Source organism: Pantoea sp. nfd-35, from assembly GCF_056892255.1.
This window is the reverse complement of the sequence record NZ_CP122403.1, coordinates 4,107,953-4,123,951: the sequence shown is the minus strand read 5'-3', so window position 1 is coordinate 4,123,951 and position 15,999 is coordinate 4,107,953. Positions and strand designations below refer to the sequence as shown.

12 protein-coding genes are annotated in these 15,999 nt (G+C 56.8%); 9 read left to right on the top strand and 3 right to left on the bottom strand.

Features of this window, described 5'->3' with window-relative positions; genetic code table 11:
* The first annotated feature begins 36 nt into the window (after window positions 1-36).
* The 3 genes from P9J57_RS19105 to P9J57_RS19095 are packed head-to-tail and all read left to right on the top strand — an operon-like array spanning window position 37 to window position 3,093.
* The gene (locus P9J57_RS19105) at window positions 37-909 is read left to right on the top strand and encodes a carbohydrate ABC transporter permease (RefSeq protein WP_013024220.1); all 873 of its coding nucleotides are present in this window, start codon (window positions 37-39) and stop codon (window positions 907-909) included.
* Window positions 909-1,724, top strand: coding sequence for a carbohydrate ABC transporter permease (locus P9J57_RS19100; RefSeq protein WP_014595099.1), 816 nt, complete (start codon window positions 909-911; stop codon window positions 1,722-1,724). Before P9J57_RS19105 ends, P9J57_RS19100 begins: the two co-directional genes overlap by 1 nt.
* Before the next feature lie 37 nt (window positions 1,725-1,761).
* Window positions 1,762-3,093, top strand: coding sequence for a glycoside hydrolase family 28 protein (locus P9J57_RS19095; protein ID WP_013024224.1), 1,332 nt, complete (start codon window positions 1,762-1,764; stop codon window positions 3,091-3,093).
* A 1-nt stretch (window position 3,094) separates the two neighbouring features.
* Here the strand turns inward: P9J57_RS19095 and P9J57_RS19090 are convergent, their stop codons facing one another.
* Window positions 3,095-4,165, bottom strand: a complete 1,071-nt coding sequence (locus P9J57_RS19090) for a tartrate dehydrogenase (RefSeq protein WP_014606905.1) — start codon at window positions 4,163-4,165, stop codon at window positions 3,095-3,097.
* A 135-nt stretch (window positions 4,166-4,300) separates the two neighbouring features.
* Here P9J57_RS19090 and P9J57_RS19085 point away from each other — a divergent pair, with 135 nt between their 5' ends.
* Entirely contained in the window at window positions 4,301-5,233 is a 933-nt protein-coding gene (locus P9J57_RS19085; protein WP_013024226.1) for a LysR family transcriptional regulator, read from the top strand.
* A gap of 154 nt (window positions 5,234-5,387) precedes the next feature.
* Window positions 5,388-6,824 carry a methyl-accepting chemotaxis protein gene (locus P9J57_RS19080; protein ID WP_013024227.1) on the top strand — a complete coding sequence of 479 codons (1,437 nt, stop codon included), beginning with the start codon at window positions 5,388-5,390 and terminating at the stop codon, window positions 6,822-6,824.
* A 158-nt stretch (window positions 6,825-6,982) separates the two neighbouring features.
* Here P9J57_RS19080 and P9J57_RS19075 read toward each other — a convergent pair whose 3' ends face one another.
* Together P9J57_RS19075 and yghU are read right to left on the bottom strand one after the other, a co-directional pair.
* Window positions 6,983-7,273: a DUF1330 domain-containing protein gene (locus P9J57_RS19075; protein WP_483279352.1), complete on the bottom strand. Its 291-nt coding sequence runs from the start codon at window positions 7,271-7,273 to the stop codon at window positions 6,983-6,985.
* Between the two features lie 11 nt (window positions 7,274-7,284).
* Entirely contained in the window at window positions 7,285-8,148 is an 864-nt protein-coding gene (gene yghU / locus P9J57_RS19070; RefSeq protein ID WP_013024229.1) for a glutathione-dependent disulfide-bond oxidoreductase, read from the bottom strand.
* A 228-nt stretch (window positions 8,149-8,376) separates the two neighbouring features.
* Here yghU and P9J57_RS19065 point away from each other — a divergent pair, with 228 nt between their 5' ends.
* From P9J57_RS19065 to P9J57_RS19050, 4 genes are all read left to right on the top strand, one after another.
* Window positions 8,377-9,294, top strand: a complete 918-nt coding sequence (locus P9J57_RS19065; protein ID WP_013024230.1) for an aminoimidazole riboside kinase — start codon at window positions 8,377-8,379, stop codon at window positions 9,292-9,294.
* A gap of 504 nt (window positions 9,295-9,798) precedes the next feature.
* On the top strand, window positions 9,799-12,885 hold the full coding sequence (locus tag P9J57_RS19060; RefSeq protein WP_014606903.1) for a beta-galactosidase: 3,087 nt from the start codon (window positions 9,799-9,801) through the stop codon (window positions 12,883-12,885).
* Window positions 12,886-12,934: 49 nt separating this feature from the next.
* Window positions 12,935-14,179, top strand: coding sequence for an MFS transporter (locus tag P9J57_RS19055; RefSeq protein ID WP_014606902.1), 1,245 nt, complete (start codon window positions 12,935-12,937; stop codon window positions 14,177-14,179).
* A 250-nt stretch (window positions 14,180-14,429) separates the two neighbouring features.
* A complete protein-coding gene (locus tag P9J57_RS19050) occupies window positions 14,430-15,947 on the top strand; it encodes a carbohydrate porin (protein ID WP_483279351.1) in 1,518 nt (505 codons plus the stop codon).
* The last annotated feature ends 52 nt before the right edge of the window (window positions 15,948-15,999 follow it).

Here is a 15,999-nt window from a genome sequence, read left to right as displayed (position 1 = left end):
GGCCTGAATGTCGCTCTGACTACGACGAGTACGGTTATGTTGAATCAAAGCAGTTGGCGTAATTTTCTCTATCTTCTTCCCGCAGTCCTGGTTTATGGCCTGTTTCTGCTGTTACCGCTGCTTGCGTCGTTGGGAATCAGCTTTACCGAGTGGGATGGCACCTCGCGGCCAGTTTTCGCGGGCATCAGTAACTACCTGCGTATGTTCAGCGATCCGGTCTTCTGGATTGCCCTTGGCAATAACGCCATTCTGATGCTGTTTTATACTCTCCTGCCGATTGGCGTGGGGCTGCTGCTGTGCAGCTTTCTGTATGAAACCCGAAACAATACCGAGCGCAGCGTACTGCGCATCCTGTTCTTTCTGCCTTATATCATGCCGATGGCGGTTCTCGGCGTAGTGTGGCGCTGGCTGTACAACCCGGCCTTTGGCCCCATCGATCAGGTCCTGCGCGCCATCGGATTGCCGCAGTTGGCGATGTCCTGGCTCGGGGATTTTACCTGGGCACTGCCGGCCGTCGGCATGGTCGCCACCTGGTACTTTTTTGGTTTCTGTCTGGTGCTGTTTATGGCGGGACTGCAGCGAATGGATCCGTCCCTGCTTGAAGCGGCGGACCTGGATGGCTCCTCGCGCCGCCAGAAGTTTATGCGCATTACGCTGCCGGGACTGCGTCCGGAGCTGCGCATCGCGCTGTTGCTGACGGTCATCGCCAGTCTGAAGGCGTTCGATCTGGTGTACGTAATGACGCAGGGCGGCCCTGGCACCTCCACCATGGTGACCAATATCTTTATGTACAAGCAGGGCTTTGATCTGCATTACTTCGGCTATGCCTCATCGGTTGCCGTATTCAGTATGGTCATTGTGTTAGGACTTAACTATCTGATCCATCTGGCATTGAAGGAACGTTACTGATGAAAAGCACACCGATCATTTCTCGTGCGCTGATCTGGATTGTGGCGCTGATGACCATCATGCCGTTTTTAATGGCGTTGATGACCTCGTTTAAAACGCAGATGGAGCTGTTTCAGGGCGTGTTTCATTTACCCGCCTCACTGAATGTCAAAAACTACATCACCGCCTGGCAGCAGGGACACTTTAACGTTTACTTTATGAACTCGGTGCTGGTGGTGTTTCCGGTGGTGCTGAGCAGTATTTTACTGGGTATTCTGGCCGGATTTGGCTTTGCCTTACTGAAAATTCCGGGCAAGAAAGTGGTGGCGGCCATGCTGGCGCTGGGCATGGTGCTGCCGAGTGAAGCCTTTATTATTCCGCTCTATCATGAACTGCACTGGATGGGGCTGACCAACACCTATCTGGCCCTGATTCTGCCGCAGGTTGCGCTGTCGCTGCCGTTTACTACCCTGATGATTGCCAGCGCTTTCCAGCAGGTGCCTAAAGAGTTAGTCGAGGCGGCGGTGATGGATGGCGCGCCTCGCATTAAAATCCTGTGGGGGATTTTAGTTCCGGCCATCTGGCCCACGATCTCCACGCTGGCCCTGCTGTTGTTTATCTGGACGTGGAACGAATTCCTTATTCCGTTGATTTTGGTCAACAAAGATGAGCTGCGAACCTTGCCCATTGGCATGATGTTTTTCCAGAATAAGAACACCATTGATATCCCGGTGCTGATGGCTGGCGCGATGATCGTTATCATGCCGCTTATCGTGGTTTTCCTGTTTTTCCAGCGCAAGTTTATCAGCGGCGTAACGGAAGGTGCGGTGAAGTAAGCGCACCGGTTCATCTCTCATTCACTAAGGCCGGACGATGCATCTTTCCCTTGGCGATTTTCATCCCGTCGCAGACGGCGAAACCCCTGATACACGCATCCTGCAACAGGCGATTGACCAGATTGCGGCGGCGGGCGGTGGGCGACTTACGCTGCCGCCGGGGCGTTATCGCAGCGGCTGCCTGAACCTTCCTTCCGATTTTGAGCTGCACCTTGAAGCCGGCGCAGTGCTGGTTGCCAGCCGACATCTGGCGGACTACCAACAGTGGAAAGCCCTGAGCTGTGCCGAGAAATCGCATAACGTCCTGCTGTATGCGCTGGGGCAGCGTAACCTGACAATTACTGGTCAGGGCCATATTGAGGGAGACGCCGAAGCGTGGTTTGCGGCGGAGCCTGACGAACAGGGCTACCGGGTCCCAAAAGCAGACAGGCCACGCATGATCGTGTTTGAGGATTGCGAGCAGGTCAGGTTGCAGGACATCAGCCTGATCCGCGCACCGATGTGGACGGTGCACCTTGTCAGCTGCCGCCATGTGCATATCGAACGTCTGACCATTGATAACGCCATGACGCTGCCCAACACCGACGCACTGGACATTGACAGCTGCGAGGCGGTTTTTATCAGCAACAGCTATTTCAGCGCGGCAGATGATGCGATTTGCATCAAAACCACCTTCAAGCCCGCTGGCCTGCGTCGTCCGGCGCGACGAATCGCGGTGAGCAACTGCCTGCTGCGCAGCGACAGCTGCGCCTTGAAGATCGGCACTGAAACCTGGGACGATATTGAAGACATTACCGTTTCAGGCTGCACCCTGTTTGATTCCAACCGCGGCATCGGCATTGTGTCACGGGATGGTGGGGCGATACGGCGCGTCCTCTTCAGCACGATCGCCTTTAGCTGCCATCATGTTGCCGCCTGCCACTGGGGCAAAGCCGATCCCATTTTTATCTCCGTACGGACCCGTGATCCGGCGGTGCTGCCGGGGATCGTGGAGCAAGTCCAGTTCAGTCAGCTCAGCGGTGTGGCAGAGGGCGCGATCAACCTGCATGCTGCCCAGCCAGGCTGGATCCGTGATATTTCACTCAATCAACTCCATCTGCGGCAAACTGTCGCGCAGGGCGTGCAGGGACAGTACGATGTGCGGCCGCCCTGTAATCCCGATTCCCCCACCGGGATGGGGCTGGATAATGCTTACCGGCTGGATAAAACCACTGGCGAGGCTTACGGCGTTGAGCGCTATCCCGGTGGGCTGCCGGGACTGTTTGCGCGCGGCGTTGAGAACCTGCAATTGAACAACCTGACGATTCAGCGGCCTGAGCCGCTGCCGTCAGGCTGGCATCCGGACAGCGTTGTACTGCTGGCAGACTAAGTTACAGCGCCGCCGCGATAGCGGCACCCAACTGCTGCGTATCCGCGCTGCCGCCCAGGTCGCGGGTTAAATGTTCACCGGCGGCCAGGGTACGCTCAATGGCGTTCAGCACGGCATCACCGGCTTCCTTGTAGCCGAGATGCTCCAGCATCATGGCACCACACCAAATCTGGCCGATCGGGTTGGCGATATTTTTACCGGCGATATCGGGCGCCGAGCCGTGCACCGGTTCAAACAAGCTGGGGAATTTGCCTTCCGGATTGATATTGGCAGACGGCGCGATGCCAATGGTGCCGGTGCAGGCAGGGCCGAGATCCGACAGGATATCGCCAAACAAATTGCTGGCAACCACCACATCAAACCAGTCGGGATGCAACACAAAATTGGCGGTAAGAATATCAATATGATATTTATCCACCTTGATCTCGGGATAGTGCTCACCCATCGCCTGAACGCGGTTATCCCAGTAGGGCATGGTAATCGCGATACCGTTCGATTTAGTGGCAGAGGTCAGGTGTTTTTTGGGCCGACGCTGGGCCAGTTCGAAGGCAAACTTCAGAATGCGATCGACGCCCACGCGGGTCATGACCGTTTCCTGAATGACCACTTCTCGCTCGGTGCCGGGGAACATGGTGCCGCCCACGCTGGAATACTCGCCTTCGGTGTTTTCCCGCACCACGTAGAAATCGATATCGCCCGGCTTACGGTTGGCTAACGGTGCTTTCACGCCGGGCATCAGGCGTACCGGACGCAGGTTCACGTACTGATCAAACTCACGGCGAAACTGCAACAGCGATCCCCAGAGCGAAACATGATCCGGCACCACATCAGGCCAGCCAACCGCGCCAAAATAAATCGCATCGAACGTTTTAAGCTCAGCAAACCAGTCGTCCGGCAGCATTTTGCCATGCTGTTGCCAGTATTCTGCGCTGGCATAATCGAACCACTCCCAGCGCAATGGAATGTTGAACTTCTCTGCCGCCACGTTCATCACGCGCACGCCTTCTGGCATCACTTCTTTGCCAATGCCGTCGCCGGGAATCACGGCAATACGATGGATCTTCTCTGTCACTGGGCACCTCTGAGGTTGGTAGGGTGAGTCGGTCAGGTTTCCGTATGCTGTCTTGATGCAGCTTGATTTATCACCGGGCGTTAGCGCAGTATAACTCTCCACCTGAGGTAAACAATTGGCCTTAAAGTTAATCCCATGTTGAATCAAAGTAGAGAATCTCGGACGTCAAGTGACGATCTGGCGTTTTTCCTGCGCGTGGCGTCATTGGGCAGCCTGACGGCGGCCGCGCGGGCGCTGGGGCTTTCTCTGGCGGCCGTCAGCAAACGCCTGAGCCTGCTGGAGCAGCGGCTGGGGGTTCAGTTGCTGCGCCGCACCACGCGCAAGCTGGAACTGACGCCCGAAGGTCGTCGATACCTGGAAGGGGCTCGCCCGTTGCTGGAGCAGTTGGTGGCGCTGGAAGACGCGGTGAGCGGGGAAACGGCCGAGCTGCGCGGCACGCTGAATATTAATGCCTCGTTTGGTTTTGGCCGCCGCCATATCGCGCCCTGCGTGTCTGCCTTTGCTGCCCTGCATCCTCATCTGGCGCTTTCCCTGCAGCTCAGCAGTCAGCCGCTGAATTTTCTTGATGCCCATGTGGACATCGACATTCGCGTCGGCGAACCGCCAGACTCACGGCTGGTCGCCCGGAAACTGGTGCACAACCCGCGTGTACTTTGCTGCTCGCCCGCCTACGCCGCCAAACACGGGTTGCCGGACAGCATCCGGGCGCTGGCGCAGCATAACTGCATTTTACTGAGGCAGCATGACAGCGATTTCGCCCTGTGGCGTTTTGTCGGCGATGCGGAGAGCCTGAGTCAGAAAGTCCGCGGGAACCTGGTCACGAACGATGGCGAGGTGGCGATGCGCATGGCGCTGGATGGTCATGGCATCCTGCTGCGCTCCTGGTGGGATGCAAAACACAGCATTGCAGCCGGGGAGCTGCGGCATGTGTTGCCCGAATGGCGGTCACCGGACGGCGATATCTTCGCAGTCTGGCAGGCGCAGCGACAGCAGCCCTCGCGCCTCATGGCGTTTGTGACCTTTCTACAGGAAAGGCTTCAAAGCGATAGCGCGTTAACTCATCTGTGATGTCCCACGCAACTTTTCTGTAAATCATTATCACTATTAAAGTATTTTCCGGCAGCGTCGATACCGATCTTATGTGTCTGCGCCCGTTGCGTAGATCGACTGTGAGCACGCCTCTGGTCTGAGGCGCGGTTTAACCTCTGGTGGATGCCTGGCGATGAATACAGATTTAACACGCTCCGGGGATGGCGTTTCCCCTCAACGTATTGCAAAACAGGCAGACAGGCTGATTGTCATGCTGTGTTGGATCATGGTGGTGATTTCAGCCATCGTCGGAAGCCTGTACCAGTCAACCTGGCTGGCGATAACGGTCGGCACCGGGCTGGCACTGGTCGCCACGCTGGTGGGATGGCTGGCAAACGGCACGTTATTTTCGCGCTTATGGCTGGCCTTCACGCTCATCGGCTTTGCGGGTTTGCTGATTCAACTGGGCCAGGGCGAAACCGAGTTCCACTTTTCGGTGTTTGTCTTGCTGTCGGTATTGCTGGTCTATCGCGACAGCCGACCCTTGCTGGTGGCCGCCGCGACAGGCGCCGTTCATCATCTCCTGTTTAACTATCTGCAGGAACACGATCTGTTTGGCATCGTGGTCTTTCACCATCCCGGTCTGGATATGGTGCTTTTCCACGCGCTGTTTGTGGTGGTACAGACCGCGATGCTGGTGCTTATCGCCCGGCAGATGGCCGCCGATCTCCGCGCTTCAAGTGAGGTCGCGCAACTGGCTGCCCGCATCAACCGTGAACCAGGTTGCCTGACGCTGTCGGTGGAAAATCAACAGAGTGAAACGCCATTCGCCAAAACCTTTAGCCAGACGCTGAGCACGATGCGCGGTACGTTGAACCAGGTCAGCCACGGCGTCGCTGAACTGCTGCAGGAGGCCGACAGCATGCTGTCGCGTAACGCCGCCCTGTCGCAGCGCACCGATGAACAGGCTCAGGCGCTGGAGGTGGCGACCACCGCGATGTCACAAATCAGCGTTGCCGCCAGTCAGGCGAAGGATAAGGCGCAAACGGCCTGCGATCTGGCTCATGAAACCCGCCAGGTAGCGAATAAAGGTCAACAGAATATTCAGCGGGCGATGGCCTCCATGGCGCAGATTAACGTGGAGTCTGGCCGGGTTAAAACCATTCTTGAACTGATTGACGGCATTGCGTTCCAGACGACGATTTTGTCCCTGAATGCCTCAGTAGAAGCCGCCCGCGCGGGTCAGGAAGGCCGGGGTTTTGCCGTGGTGGCCAACGAAGTGCGCAGCCTGGCATTGCGGTGTGAAAATGCCGCCCGTGAGATTCGCCAGCTCATGGATGTGTCCAGTTCCAGCGCCGAGCAGGGCACCGCGCAGGTTGATCAGGCCGCCCAGACCATGCAGGCGATTCACGTCAGTATCGACAGCCTGTCACAGCTGGTGAACGAGCTGTCGGAGATGAGCGTGCAGCAAAATCAGAGCATCGAACAGATTCAGCACAGCATTAACAGTATTGATGACAGCGTGAATCATAACGTCAAACACGTGACCGAAACGCTACAGGTGGCGCAGCACCAGCGTCAGCAGGCCAGCACGCTACAACAGGCTATCTCACTGTTTCGTTTTAGCTAGGCGAGGCAGGCAGAATCCGTTATGAGGCGGTTCTGGCGGAGAAAACACGGGCGTTATTGCCCGGGTCGCGAGGATACCGTATCAGCGGCGTCGATGGGCGCGAGTGCCCCGCAGGCCAGATGGACTGCGGGGCAATGGCGGGCATGCCCGCAAAGCGATTAATCGACGCCTTTTACCAACAGTACGCGATAAGTCGAGCCCTTCAGGCGGTGCTGTTTCGCCTCCTGATATTCCGGGCTGTCATACCAGGCATGGGCGGCGTCGGTGCTCGGAAATTCAATAATCACCACACCTTCCGCCTCTGGGCCTTCCAGGGTTTCCAGATCGCCGTAAAAGGCTAATGGCTTGATGGGATGGTTGCCATTGGCTTTGCCGGCTTTATCGGCGTAAGTCACCATTTCATCCTGATCCAGGGTGTTGTCACGAATAAATACGACGTAAGCGCTCAACGTTTTTCTCCTCAGGCTTGCTTGTCTTGGGTTTGCGTATCAAAGTCCGATGCGTCATGGCGCTCGCGCAGCTGATCGGCGGGTTCGCCCATCACACGGTTCACCTTGCGGCCGCGCATAACGGCCGGACGCAGGGCGATCTCTTCGGCCCAGCGCACCACATTTTTGTAGGACTGAAGATCGAGGAATTCTGCCGCATTGTACTGGTTATACAGCACCATGCTGCCGTACCACGGCCAGGTGGCGATATCGGCGATGGTGTAATCGTCACCCGCCAGATAACGGTTGTCGGCAAGCTGACGGTCCAGCACGTCAAACTGACGTTTGGCTTCCAGTGAGAAGCGGTTGATGGCGTATTCAATCTTTTCTGGCGCGTAATGATAGAAGTGACCAAAGCCGCCGCCAAGGTAAGGGGCAGAGCCTTGCAGCCAGAACAGCCAGTTCAGCGTTTCGGTGCGTTTGGCCGGATCTTTCGGCAGGAAATAACCGTATTTTTCCGCCAGATAGAGCAGGATGTTACCGGATTCAAATACGCGAATCGGTGGTGTGGCTGAATGATCGCACAGTGCCGGGATTTTGGAGTTGGGGTTGATCTCAACAAAACCGCTGCTGAACTGATCGCCTTCACCAATATTGATTAACCAGGCATCGTACTCTGCATCGTTCACGTTCAGCGCCAGCAACTCTTCCAGCAGAATAGTGACTTTCTGGCCGTTAGGCGTGCCCAGAGAGTAAAGCTGCAGCGGATGCTTACCAACCGGCAGGGCTTTTTCATGGGTTGGGCCAGCGGTAGGGCGGTTAGTTTTGGCACCATTACCTTTCGCTTCCGGGTCCCACTTCCAGACTTTAGCGGGCTGATAGTGTTGTTCAGACATGATGAGGTTCGCCTTTTTGTGTTTGGAGTTTTCACGAGTGTAGCAGTTGCCAGCGCGCTGGTTTAACCCTGGTGGCGGTGACTTTGTATCGCTTTACTACAGCGCTCAAGACAGCTTTACCGCCAGTGCGAAGAGATTTTCCCCACACAAATCACATTTATGACGCCTGAGCAATGCTAAGCTAAAACGGTTTAGTAAAATTTAGCTTTATCTGCGTAGGAGAGAGGTATGTCAGCACGAGTCTGGTGTCTGGGTGATGCCGTGGTGGACCTGCTTCCGGACGGGCCGGGGCATTTAATACAGTGTGCAGGCGGGGCGCCCGCCAATGTGGCGGTGGGCATTGCCCGCTTACAGGGCCGCAGCGGGTTTATTGGCCGGGTTGGGGACGATCCTTTTGGTCACTTTATGCAGCACACGCTGGCGACTGAACAGGTTGATACCCGCTATATGACGCTGGACAGCGCCCAGCGCACCTCAACGGTGGTGGTGGCGCTGGATCAGGAAGGTGAGCGGACTTTTACCTTTATGGTGCGCCCCAGTGCAGATCTGTTTCTGGAACAAGGCGATCTCCCCAGGTTTGAGCAAGGTGAATGGCTTCACTGCTGCTCAATTGCCCTGGCGGCAGAACCTTCGCGCTCCACCACCTTTTCTGCCATGCAGCAGATCAGCGATGCCGGTGGCTTTGTGAGCTTTGATCCCAATATTCGTCACGATCTGTGGCACGACGATGCCCAACTGCGGGACTGTGTGAACCGGGCGTTACAGCTGGCCGATGTGGTCAAGCTGTCTGAGGAAGAGCTGGCTTTTCTGACTCCGGGGGCGCAACACGCTGACAGCATGCAGGCGCTGGCGGAACGCTTTGCGATTAGCCTGCTGATGGTCACCCAGGGCAAGGCCGGAGTGAAAGTCTGGCATCAGGGTAAACATTATCACTATCCCACGCTGCCTGTGGTGAGCGTGGACACCACCGGCGCAGGGGATGCGTTTGTCGCCGGGCTGCTATGGGGGCTGGCGGAAAAGGGGATGCCCGCTAATGAGGCCGAGCTGGCGGCACGACTCAGCAGCGCACAGCAGTGTGGGGCGCTGGCGACGACGGCAAAAGGGGCGATGACCGCGTTGCCTTATCGTCACCAAATTGAAGGATAATATCCCGATAACGCCACGACGCACTGACCGGCAACCCTCGCCTGTGTCCGGTCAGTCAGCGGGTGCAGCGCCGAACGGGGTCGGCCGCTCATCCAGCGGGCCTGTCATCACTAAAGGGGACAGCGCCCGTTACCTCAGATCGGGCAGAGCGATCAGCCCCTGTCCACGCTGATGACCCGGCCGCTCAGGATGAACCGCCTGCCGGCATAAAGCGTGGTCGGGCTTTGTCTGTCACCGCAACGCAAGCTTTACTGTTGCCCCATCATGCCGAGCCTTTTCGCGCATTGATCTGTTCCCGCGGCCATCTGCCCGTTGTCAGCGCTCCCCGTTCGCGCATCCTGACCGGGGCCGGCAAGACAGCGACCCCGCTCATAAATCTCACTGCCGATCCCGCTTTGCTGTGAGGCAGTTCACTCATTCGCCCTTCGTTGCTTTACATCCCCATTCCGGCCTCGTAATGTCATCTTAATGTGAGCGGATAACAATTTTACGCAGGAGACTGCCATGACCCTGGACAGAGATTCATTAGCGGCCGTACTCGCCCGGCGCGACTGGGAAAACCCCGGCGTCAGCGAACATAACCGGCTGGAAGCCCATCCGCCGTTTTACAGCTGGCGCAGCGCTGAGGCGGCCCATAACAACGCGCCATCGGCGCAGCGAAAAAGCCTGAGCGGCGAATGGACGTTTGCCTTTTTCCCTGCGCCCGAGGCGGTGCCGGATAGCTGGCGCACCCAGGATTTGCAGGCGGCAGCGACGATTACCGTGCCGTCAGTCTGGCAAATGCAGGGCTATGATGTTCCGATTTACACCAATGTTACCTATCCCATTCCGGTTGATCCCCCGCGCGTTCCGGCTGAAAACCCTACGGGATGTTATTCGCTCACATTTAATGTGGATGCAGACTGGCTGCAACATGGACAAACCCGAATTATTTTTGACGGCGTGAATTCGGCCTTCTATCTCTGGTGCAACGGACGCTGGGTGGGCTATGGGCAGGACAGCCGCTTGCCGTCTGAATTTGATCTGAGCGAATTTCTGCGCGAAGGTGAAAATCGCCTGGCGGTGATGGTGTTGCGCTGGAGCGATGGCAGCTATCTGGAAGATCAGGATATGTGGCGCATGAGTGGTATTTTCCGCGATGTTTCCCTGCTGCATAAGCCTGCCAGCCATCTTCGCGATCTGCGCATTCGTACGCATTTCAATGACGATTTCAGTCGTGCGCGGCTGGAAGCTGAGGTGCGGGTTGCCGGAGCACTGGATGAAGATTTACGGGTCAGCGTGCAGCTCTTCGCGGGTGACACGCTAACCGGAGAAGCGACGTCGCCCTTGGGCAGCGCGATTATTGACGAGCGCGGCGCGTGGAGCGATCGGACAACGCTGTGCATCAACGTTGCTAACCCTGCGCTGTGGAGTGCGGAAACGCCGCATCTCTACCGGGCGGTTGTGCAGTTACACCGGACGGACGGTACGCTGATTGAGGCGGAGGCCTGCGACGTGGGATTCCGTCACGTCAGCATCGAAAATGGCCTGCTGCTGCTCAACGGTCAGCCACTGCTCATCCGCGGCACCAACCGCCACGAGCATCATCCTGAACGCGGTCAGGTGATGGATCGTGACACTATGGTGCAGGATATTTTGCTGATGAAGCAGAATAACTTCAACGCGGTGCGCTGCTCCCATTACCCTAACGATCCCCTGTGGTATAGCCTGTGTGACCACTACGGCTTGTACGTCGTCGATGAAGCCAACATCGAAACGCATGGCATGGTGCCGATGAATCGCCTGAGCGACGATCCCGTCTGGCTTCCCGCCATGAGCCAGCGCGTCACGCGCATGGTGCAGCGCGATCGTAATCACCCCTGCATTATTATCTGGTCACTGGGTAACGAATCGGGCCACGGTGCTAACCATGATGCGCTCTACCGCTGGCTGAAAAGTGAAGATCCTTCCCGCCCGGTCCAGTACGAAGGTGGCGGGGCCAATACCGCAGCGACCGATATTATCTGTCCGATGTATGCGCGGGTCGATGAGGATCAACCTTTCCCGGCCGTGCCGAAATGGTCCATTAAAAAATGGCTGTCTATGCCAGGCGAGCAGCGTCCGCTTATTCTCTGTGAATATGCTCATGCCATGGGAAACAGCCTTGGTGGCTACGCAAAATACTGGCAGGCATTTCGTCAGTATCCTCGCCTGCAGGGCGGTTTTGTCTGGGACTGGGTCGATCAGTCGCTCATAAAATATGACGATAACGGCGAACCCTGGGCTGCCTACGGTGGCGACTTTGGTGATACGCCTAATGATCGCCAGTTCTGCATGAACGGGCTGGTCTTTGCCGACCGGACGCCCCATCCCTCGCTCTACGAAGCCCGCCATGCGCAGCAGTTCTTCCAGTTCAGGCTGCTACCGGGCAGCGAGCGCACGCTGGAAGTGACCAGCGAATACCTGTTCCGCCACAGTGATAATGAAATCCTGCACTGGTCGGTGGCTCAGGATGGCAACCTGCTGGCCGCCGGTGAAGTCACGCTGGATATCGCGCCACAGGGCCGCCAGCAGATCGCACTCCCGGAGGTGCCGCTGCCTCAATCTGCAGGCCAGCTCTGGCTGACGGTGCGGGTGGAACAGCCTCAGCCGACGGCCTGGTCAGAAGCCGGTCATATCAGCGCCTGGCAGCAGTGGCCACTGGAGGCGATCCTGAATGTGGCCCTGCCGCCTCAGGCGGCGAGTGCGCCACAGCTCAGCCGCGGCGAAGACACCTTCAGCGTGGCGGTGAACAACCAACGCTGGGCATTCAGCCGTCAGCAGGGCGTGCTCACGCAGTACTGGATCGACGATCAGCCGCAGCTCCTGTCGCCGCTGCGCGATCAGTTTACCCGTGCGCCGCTGGATAACGATATCGGCGTCAGCGAAGTCACGCGCATCGACCCTAATGCCTGGGTCGAGCGCTGGAAAGCGGCGGGGCACTATCAGTCTGAGGTCACCACCCTGCAGTGCACCGCCGAAGCGCTCTCCGACGCCGTCGTGATCAACACCGTCCATGCCTGGCAGTTCCAGGGCAAAACGCTGTTTATCAGCCGTAAAGCGTACCGTATTGATGGATTTGGCGAGATGGCGGTGACGGTCAACGTGGAGATCGCGAGCGGCACGCCTTATCCGGCACGCATTGGTATGAGCTGTCAGCTCACCCAGATCGTCGAGCGAGTGAACTGGTTAGGCCTGGGGCCGCATGAAAATTACCCGGATCGCCTGACCTCTGCCTGCTTCGACCGCTGGGATTTACCGCTGAGTGAAATGTACACCCCGTATGTTTTCCCCACTGAAAACGGCCTGCGCTGCGGCACGCGTGAACTCAACTATGGTGTGCACCAGTGGCGTGGCGATTTCCAGTTCAACATCAGTCGCTACAGCCAGACACAGCTGATGGAAACCTGCCATCGCCACCTGTTACGGCCTGAGGCGGGCACGTGGCTCAATATTGATGGCTTCCACATGGGCGTCGGCGGTGACGATTCCTGGAGCCCGTCGGTATCACCGGAATTCCTGCTCAGTGCAGGACGTTACAGCTACCAGTTTATCTGGGGGCAACAAAAATAATGAGCGGGCAGGCTTGCGCCTGCCTGACTCTCGCGTAAGGACGTCCAATATGTACTATTTAAAAAACACGAATTTTTGGCTGTTTGGTTTTTTCTTCTTCTTTTACTTTTTCATCATGGGTGCCTATTTCCCGTTCTTCCCCATCTGGTTGCATGATATTAACCATATCAGCAAAGGGGATACCGGCATTATTTTTGCCAGTATTTCGTTGTTTTCTCTGCTGTTTCAGCCGCTGTTTGGCCTGTTGTCCGATAAGCTCGGCCTGCGCAAACACCTGCTGTGGGTTATCACCGGTATGCTGGTGATGTTCGCACCTTTCTTTATTTACGTTTTTGGGCCGCTATTACAGGTGAATATTCTGGCGGGCTCGATTGTTGGCGGTATTTACCTGGGTTTTATCTACAACGCCGGGGCACCCGCGATTGAAGCGTACATTGAGAAAGTCAGCCGCCGCAGCAATTTTGAATTTGGCCGGGCGCGCATGTTTGGCTGTGTAGGATGGGCCTTGTGCGCCTCCATCGTCGGGATCATGTTCACCATCAATAACCAGTTTGTGTTCTGGCTGGGGTCGGGCTGTGCCGTGATTCTGGCGCTGCTGCTGTTCTTCTCCCGTACCAGCACATCGTCATCCGCGACGGTTGCGCAGGCGGTGGGAGCGAATCACTCGGCGTTCAGCCTGAAGCTGGCGCTGGAGTTGTTCAGGCAGCCAAAACTGTGGTTTTTATCCCTGTATGTCGTCGGCGTGTCCTGTACCTATGACGTGTTCGACCAGCAGTTTGCTAACTTCTTTACCTCATTCTTTGCCACAGGCGAACAGGGTACGCGGGTATTTGGCTATGTGACCACCCTGGGTGAATTACTGAACGCGTCCATCATGTTTTTTGCTCCGCTGATCGTTAACCGCATTGGCGGCAAGAACGCCCTGCTGCTGGCAGGCATGATCATGTCCGTGCGTATTATCGGTTCCTCCTTTGCCACCACGGCAGTGGAAGTGGTGATTCTTAAAACGCTGCACATGTTTGAAATCCCTTTCCTGATTGTCGGCTGCTTTAAATACATCACCAGCCAGTTTGAAGTGCGCTTCTCCGCCACCATTTATCTGGTGTGCTTCTGCTTCTTCAAACAGTTAGCGATGATATTCATGTCGGTTCTGGCGGGTAACATGTATGAAAGTATTGGCTTCCATGGCGCCTATCTGGTGCTAGGCTCTATTGCGATGGCCTTTACGTTGATCTCCGTTTTCACTCTGAGCGGGCCGGGACCGCTGACGCTGTTACGTCGTCAGGCTGCCTGATCCCTTCCTCAAGACAACCGGACAGGCGTCATGACGCATCCGGTTGTCTGCTTGCCGACCGCGTTTTTTTCATCACGTCATTCCCCCTTTTCGCCTCGTCGCCGCTTCGTTTTGCGAACTGTCTCACATTCATAAAATCGGTTTAGCAAATTACTTTGCCTGAAAATACATCGATGAATATCATCCGAAAACTAAAACGGTTTAGCAAAAGACAGCATCACTACCCTTACCTTTTCTGGGATGTAAAACGATGAATAAAAAGGCACTTGCCGTAACCGTTGGGCTGCTACTGAGCGCGGGGCCGGTTCTGGCAGCAGAACCAAGCATGAGCAGTATTGAAGCACGGCTGGCGGCACTGGAGCAGCGGTTACAGGCCGCAGAGCAGCGGGCGAATGCGGCAGAGAATCGCGCAGAAGCCGCAGAAAAACAGGCGCAGCAGCTTGCCCGCGCACAGCAGAAAAGCCAGGCCACCGCGACGCAGGTTGAACAGCGCACGGCGAAGCTGGAGCAGAAAGCGAGCAGTGAAGACGGCTTCGAATTTCACGGCTATGCCCGTTCCGGGCTACTGATGAACAGCTCGGCGACCAAAACTCAGGGCGGCCCGACCGTGACGCCTGCCGGGGAAACCGGCGGGCACGTCGGCCGCTTAGGTAACGAACCTGATACCTACGTAGAGCTGAATCTGGAACATAAACAAACGCTGGAAAACGGCGCAACGACCCGCTTCAAGGCGATGCTGGCCGACGGCCAGCGCACCTATAACGACTGGACGGCATCCAGCAGCGACCTCAATCTGCGTCAGGCTTTTGTCGAGCTGGGCCAGCTCCCGACCTTTACCGGCGCGTTCAAAGACACGACCGTCTGGGCGGGTAAACGCTTTGCCCGGGATAATTTCGATATCCACTGGATCGACTCCGATGTGGTGTTTCTCGCCGGTACCGGAGCAGGTATTTACGACATGAAGTGGAGCGATCAGGCTCACAGCAATCTGTCGCTTTACGGACGAACCTTTGGCGATATCGAGAACAACGACAACACCGCACAGAACTATATTCTGACGGCTAACAACTTCTACGGCCCATTCCAGCTGATGCTGAGCGGCATGCGGGCGAAAGATAACGACGACCGGCTGGATGTGAACGGCCTGAAGGTGAAGGGCGATGCCGCGAACACCGGGTTACATGCGCTGGTGGGGCTGCATAACGACAGCTTCTATGGCCTGCGCGAGGGTTCAGCGAAAACGGCCGTGCTGTACGGTCACGGCTTAGGTGCAGAGGTAAAAGCTATCGGTTCAGACGGGGCACTGTTACCGGATGCCGATACCTGGCGGCTGGCCAGCTACGGGATTACCCCGCTGGGCGGCGGCTGGCATATCGCCCCGGCGGTGCTGGCGCAAAGCAGTAAGGATCGTTACGTCAAGGGCGACAGCTATCAGTGGGCCACCGCCAACATGCGCCTGATTCAGGGGCTGACCGAGAACTTTGAAATGCAGTACGAAGCTACCTATCAGTATATGGATCTGCGACCAGAGGGCTTTAATCAGCGCAGTGCGGTCAACGGTAATTTCTACAAACTGACCGTTGCGCCTACGCTGAAGGCCAGCAACGTGGGTGAATTCCTCAAACGTCCGGAAATTCGCCTTTTTGCCACCTGGATGGACTGGGACCACCGACTGGATAACTACGCGCGCGGCGATGCCTTTGGCAGCAGCGGCTTTGAAGCGGGCGGTGAGTGGAACTTCGGCGTACAAATGGAAACCTGGTTCTGATCAGTCGGCCCTGCGGGGCTGTTTCAGCCGGGCCGACACTATCACACGATAA